Here is a 6,128-nt window from a genome sequence, read left to right on the forward strand (position 1 = left end):
ATCGAGCAGATCTGGAAGAGTCTGAAATGGGAAGCCTCTCCACTGATTGTCGAGAGCGCGAACGAGTTCCGCGCTCTCGTCTCAGAACTGTTCGAACAACTCACGTCTCGGCTGAGCTTCGCCAAATTATGGATCGACGAATTCCTCAGCTCTCGCTTGCAGTTCTTCTCCTAAGTACTACGCTGGGAGAGGTCTGGACCGACGGACTCCAGGCATACCGACAGATGGACTTTGACCACCGAACGGTCGTACACAAAGAGAGGTACGTTTCGCCAGAAGGCGTCCATATTAACCAGGCTGAGTGCCTATTTTCGCTTGTTCAGCCGTGGTTGCGGAAGTTCCGCGGCCTGTCCAAGCAGGGCTTGGAACAGACCGCTCACACCTTCGGCATCGTTCGCTCCCTCACCCTGGCTGGGGAATCCGTCCAGTCAATCGCTGATTGTCTCGTTATTGGGGCTTTCCGCAATTCTACATAAGAACGAAATTAATATCTTCTGAACGGTCTGTAAAGATGGAGGGCACGTATTTATTTACAACAGCATTCTATTATGATAAACTCGCTCTGGGTGACGATAGACAAATAAGTACTGATAGTAGATTACTAATGAACCAATTGTGGTGTTGTATTCCTTTTATTTATGATTCTTGGAATAGAGCTTCCGATTATTCACTTACAGGATACTCACTCCGGGACTATGCAGTTCACGAACTCAATACTATTCACTGTGTTACATCTCCTTTCTCCGGCGTTCCACTCACTGAGCCCTGTTGTAGCCGAATCTCACCTTTATTTTCATTCTGATCTTCAATGTATGTTCCGCCGTCTGCGCGGGTACCATCATTATTATTCACGAATAGCGTGCCTGCTGACGCAGGCGTTGCTTTGATCTGATTCTTGGCTTGGAGCTCTGTGTCTCTCAAGTCAATATCCGCTGATGAGATTAGTGTGATTTTATTATCGCTTGTGAGCGCGCTGCCACTGAGATTCATATCGCCGCCGTTAGCGGTTATTTTCATCTCGTTTTTGCTCTCGATTGTCGCGCCCTGAGCGTTAACTTCACCTGAAGCTGAGAGCGTGACCTTGTTTTCGCTGTTCATGTCTGCATCAATAAGATTGAGATCACCGTCATCGGCTGTTAGCTTCATCTCGTTTTTGCTCTCAAGTGTCGCGCCCTGAGCATCAATTCCACTGCTCGAGGACTTCAGCGTTATCTTATTCCCGCTGTCCAGAGTTCCTCCTCCAAGATCGATCCTCTCACTGACATCCAACTTTAGTTCGTTGTTCGTAGACAATGTCACACCACTTTTCAGTTTCACTGACCGTGTGCTGATATCGACTTTGTTGGCAGTGATATCATTTTCCACGACCAGATCAACCGACGTGTCCAGCTGCGCAGCCTCAGATTCTGTGTATAATTCCTCACTACTGTCGTACACACCATCACCGTCCTGATCGTTGAATGCGACGGCATTGAATGGGAGCGATGCACCAGGTTGTATCGTCACGGTCACGTCTTCGCTTCTGGTATTTCCGTTCGCATCTTTGGCGGTGACAGTAACTGTATGATCGCCACTGCTCCAACCACTGGTGTCAATAGTGTTCTCAACGGATTCCTTGGGCTGATCAAATTCTCCATCACTGGGCAAGAGTTCCCCGCTGTTGCCCTGGTTGTCGGCCCACGTCACCGATATGATGTCCGTCCCGCCCCTGCCAATGTCATCAAGGGTCGCCGTGAGGTCGAAACTACTGCCCTGTGGAATAGACTCCGGGTTCGCAGTTGGTCCACTGGTAAACTGTGGCGCAGTACTGTCTCCTGTGCCTGAAGTTGAGCTGGCCACGTTGACTGTGAACTGCACCCGCTCGTATGCCTCAATAGTACCGTTGCCATTGAGGTCCCGTTCCACTGTCACAGTTTCTTTCCCCCCCAAAGAGGGCGCTGTGTATTCGATCTCTACGCGCCCGTCCTCATCACTTGGGCTGGTCACGTTCGCTGTCCCGCCTGTCGCAGTTGCCTGGACTGTCACTCCACGCTTTGGATCGTTATACTCGTCTCGCACTTCCACCGTGAGGTCCATGGTGTCGCCTTGGTCAACTTCGGACTGATTGCCAGCTATCTCAGTCAAGTAGACAGGGTCAGGCTGTGTCACATCTGCCCCAACACCGACTTTTGCCAGTTGGAGACGGTATGAGTCTCGGACTCCCCCTCCTCGGTTTGCATCGACTTTGACCCGAATGGTCCGAATCTGCTCATCAGAGGCGAACGGGTCGGTTTCTCCCGGAATATTGGCTAATGAAGTGACCTCGTGATTGGCACCGAGTAGTTCGCGCCACTCTGCGACAGCCAGCCGTGTCGGGATGTCTAACGTGACGTTTCCGTCTGTTGGTTCAATGGTCACCGTCCGTGTTTGCGTGCTCATCGGTTCAAAATCAACAGATGTACTCCCGGCCTGAGTCTCGCTCAGTGAGCCATTGAGGAACACAAGTGTGATCCGGTCGCCCTGAATGATTGACTGGCCGGAAATTGCTAGTGATGTGTCTTCGCGCTGGAATTTGTTGAACACGACACTGTGTTCGTAGATGGTCTGTGGCGGATTCTGGTACTCGCTGTATAGAGGGCTGTATTTGATAGCACCTGTATTGTATCGCGTGTCAGTTTCGTTCCACAACTGAGCAAGATTTTCATCAACAGGGCTTCCAGTGATATTGATTGCATACGCTTCCCTGCCAGTATCAACTGTTCGCACAGTGCCCGGAGCTGGCGGTGGATTCCTGAATAATGCTCTTGACGGGTACCTGACTCCCAAATCAAGCGTGACCGACCTTGGCACCGATGCGTCGGGCATTGAGGTGACTGTTGTACGCAACTCTGTCATTTGTTGCTGGACTTTCTGGTTATGATTGAACTCAATGCCCTCGTTCTGATTGGGAATCCCAAATGCTTGCCACGTAGAGAGTAGGACGATTAGAACACCAAACAATAGTACAGCCCCGATTTGTATAGACTGTGCTCTCGTGTCTGTTCGAAGCATTATTTAAACCTCAAATTGGAGACTGGAAGATGAACCCATGTACGCGCATAGCTGATTATAAATAATCTAGCGTGGGGGAATATTTATGTTACAGGGTCTTATTCCACCAGACTCAGCGATGGTCGTCAGCGTCTTTCCAGATGCGTGGTCCAAGACATTTGCTGATTATCGTCTCCAGCGCTTCTGGATAGCAGGCTTGGTTGCAATATTTCTTCACGCTGTGGCTGATCCTCTTGTCACCTATTTTGCTGTTAATGTGTACGGCGTCGGAATAGAAACAAATCCTTGGTTGTCTGGCTATTTACAACAAGGATGGCAATCATTCTTGCTGGCTCATATTCCACTGTATCTGATGATATTTGCATTCTTTATATCATTTAGCTGGCTATTTTCTCTTGGCTCGGAATCCGAGAAACAGCAAATATACACACTTTCGATGGTGCTGTGGCTTCTAATTACTCTCTGGGGGATATTCATTGTAGTGAACAATATCTGGGTACTGCTGACTGGGATTGCGTAGGAATACGGATTTATTAAGAGTCCCAAACTATCTAGCATAGGCTATCGGTTCGCCCGTTCGATACATTTAATTGATGATAGCCTCGAAAAACAATTTCAATAATAAACCGACAAACATCACAACGTTGCAGTGCGATTCAAAATCCCGGTTATTTATAAAATGGAGTCGCTCGCTGAGACAGAATTCTGTCCGTGTCTCTCAACCTGTGTAATAATATTCGTCATTGGATTTCTGCTCTCTATCGAGCTGACTACCCGGTTTATTAACCCGAGGTCGGCCAGTTCGATTATCTCGCCTGAACGTGATTCCAACAGAGGATAAAAACGTATTCATTCCATTTCGCATCGATTGAGGTGACGCTGCATGACCCTGTTTCCCTGGAATCCCGTCAAAAACAGTTAGTCGGTCAGCTACTCGGTCAATTACGAACAGATCGTGGTCAACAACGAGTACTGGTTGGTCTATTCGCTCACTGAATTGCCGGATATGATCAGCAATGGACACCCGCTTGTCGACATCTAGGAATGCAGACGGTTCATCAAGAAGATATACGTCTGCATCACGTGCGAAACACAGCGCAATCCCGACACGCTGTAATTCCCCACCAGAGAGCGATTTCAGAGGCTGATCATAGAACTCTTCTAAATCGAATGGATCCCGTATCCGTGTCTGAAATGACTGTGAGTAGATATCTGTGACTTCCACGAATCGTTCCCGAACAGAGTCTGTCGTGTCCGGCGTAATATATTGTGGCTTATATGATACTGTCGTGGCGTCTGGAATCGTCCCTTCATCAGGACTGAGACTACCTGCGAGGAGTTTCACAAATGTCGTTTTTCCAAGAGCGTTTTCTCCGAGGATTCCAATAGATTCACCGTAGTGAATCTCGCCTGCTTCGACGGCCAGTGAAAACTCATCAAAACATTTCTTGAGGCTCGGATATTCAAGCGTTGCTTCACCAGACTTGGTTCGCCGCTGGTTAGCAGATGGGAAATCAATTGAATTCCGCCGAATCTGGACATTCTCATCTTTCAATCGTCCATCCAGAAATTGATTGACGCCTGTCCGGACTGGGAGCCGTTGTGAAACAACTCCGAACCCACCTGGCTTCCCATAGAGGATATGTATTGCATCAGAAAGCAAATCCAGCATTGCCAAATCGTGTTCAACAACCACAGCTGCTGAATCCGTCTCTCTAACGTGGTCACGGATTGCATTGGCTACCGTGAGACGCTGTTCGATATCTAAGAACGACGAAGGTTCATCAATGAGGTAGAGATCAGCATCACTCAGCAGTGTTCTCGCAATCGAAACGCGTTGTCGTTCCCCACCAGAGAGGTCAGCAGTTGGCCGGTCCAAAATTGATTCTAACTGGAAGTCTTCGACGAACCGATCAGGATCATTTGGCTGATCTGATAACTGTTCACGGACGGTTTCGCCCTCCGATTCAGAGACGGTTTCAACACGCTGTTTTTTGTACGCAGCCGTCACGGCTCCGTCTCGGAGTCGCTCGAGGTGTTGTTGGAGTGTTGTCCCACGGAACCGCTTGATTGTCTGGTCCCAGTCTATCTCCTCATCTGTGTGTCCAAGATTCGGCTTGAGCTGGCCAGATAGGCAACGGAGTGCGGTACTTTTTCCGATTCCATTTCGACCAAGCAATCCAATAACCGATCCGTCTTCTGGAGCAGGAAGATTGTATAGCCGAAATCCATTATTGCCATACTGATTGACTAACTGTCCTGTCTCAGATGGGAGTGGAACGATCTGAATCGAATCGTTTGGAATCTTTTTTTCGATTAATCCGTGTTCCTTCATCACCAGTGCGTCATCAATGTGCAACTCACCGTCAGCGGTGATATGGAATCCTTCATGACCAGATTGGTTCAATGGATCATATTTGATAGCAATATTTTGTACCTCGTCAGTTACCTCTTTTTGATCAATGATTGCGACGTATTCGTCGTCCTGTGAGTCGGACGGTGGAGTCATCAATAGTTGTCCTGTAATCTGCGCGCTAGTCGATATTTATACGGAGAGACTCCTGCAACCTCGCTTCGCAGCGTAGGTATTGGGGAATAAGTATTTGAGGAGGGAATATTTAATCATAACGATGGGCACACTGCTCGGTTCACTGCCTAGTACGACTTCAGTCCTGAACTGCTAGATTTAGCCGAGAGACAGCTTGAACCGTGTATCTAGCGATTCACGGCTGAAGCGGCACTAGTGTGTATGTGACATATGTTCTGTGTGGGGCCTGAACACGGCGGGTTCGAGACCGTCTATTTATATACTCCCCTCCCATCGGGTGTGATGCGAAGGTCGCTCCGGGCAGTGTTCTCGGAACGACACCCCAACGCCACCCCCGTGGTGGGTTGGGTCACTCGCTTAGAACGCGAGGCCACCGAAGCCTCGTGTTCGTGTATGAGGATTCCACCCCTGCGGTCCGCCGTCAAGATGGAATCTGATGTGAGCCCACGGACCCATGCAGTAGTCAACATTGGCGTAGGAACCAATGTGTTAGCTTCCGACGGAGTGCAACCACTTCCGCCGCTGATGTATATCAGCACATTCCGGTTGA

3 protein-coding genes and 2 pseudogenes are annotated in these 6,128 nt (G+C 49.0%); 3 read left to right on the forward strand and 2 right to left on the reverse strand.

The features are described 5' to 3' along the window. Both G9463_RS22880 and G9463_RS22885 read left to right on the forward strand, forming a co-directional pair. Window positions 1-174: pseudogene (locus G9463_RS22880) on the forward strand (IS630 family transposase); the annotation flags it as partial. After that, window positions 171-476: pseudogene (locus tag G9463_RS22885) on the forward strand (transposase); the annotation flags it as partial. The pseudogenes G9463_RS22880 and G9463_RS22885, both read left to right, overlap by 4 nt. Before the next feature lie 244 nt (window positions 477-720). On the opposite strand, the gene G9463_RS22890 reads toward G9463_RS22885, so the two are convergent. After that, a complete protein-coding gene (locus tag G9463_RS22890) occupies window positions 721-3,030 on the reverse strand; it encodes a hemagglutinin repeat-containing protein (RefSeq protein WP_240150133.1) in 2,310 nt (769 codons plus the stop codon). Window positions 3,031-3,148: 118 nt separating this feature from the next. Here G9463_RS22890 and G9463_RS22895 point away from each other — a divergent pair, with 118 nt between their 5' ends. Next, window positions 3,149-3,550, forward strand: a complete 402-nt coding sequence (locus G9463_RS22895) for a hypothetical protein (RefSeq protein WP_007188885.1) — start codon at window positions 3,149-3,151, stop codon at window positions 3,548-3,550. A gap of 198 nt (window positions 3,551-3,748) precedes the next feature. On the opposite strand, the gene G9463_RS22900 is transcribed toward G9463_RS22895, so the two are convergent. Continuing rightward, window positions 3,749-5,539 carry a ribosome biogenesis/translation initiation ATPase RLI gene (locus G9463_RS22900; RefSeq protein ID WP_165897924.1) on the reverse strand — a complete coding sequence of 597 codons (1,791 nt, stop codon included), beginning with the start codon at window positions 5,537-5,539 and terminating at the stop codon, window positions 3,749-3,751. Between the last annotated feature and the right edge of the window lie 589 nt (window positions 5,540-6,128).

The organism is Haloarcula sp. JP-Z28 (assembly GCF_011440255.1).
Lineage (GTDB): Archaea > Halobacteriota > Halobacteria > Halobacteriales > Haloarculaceae > Haloarcula > Haloarcula marismortui.

What these genes read in the sequence shown, in the direction of transcription:
- G9463_RS22890 (WP_240150133.1), bottom strand. Translation starts at nt 3,030, where the DNA reads ATGCTTCGAACAGACACGAGAGCACAGTCTATACAAATCGGGGCTGTA.
- G9463_RS22895 (WP_007188885.1), top strand. Translation starts at nt 3,149, where the DNA reads ATGGTCGTCAGCGTCTTTCCAGATGCGTGGTCCAAGACATTTGCTGAT.
- G9463_RS22900 (WP_165897924.1), bottom strand. Translation starts at nt 5,539, where the DNA reads ATGACTCCACCGTCCGACTCACAGGACGACGAATACGTCGCAATCATT.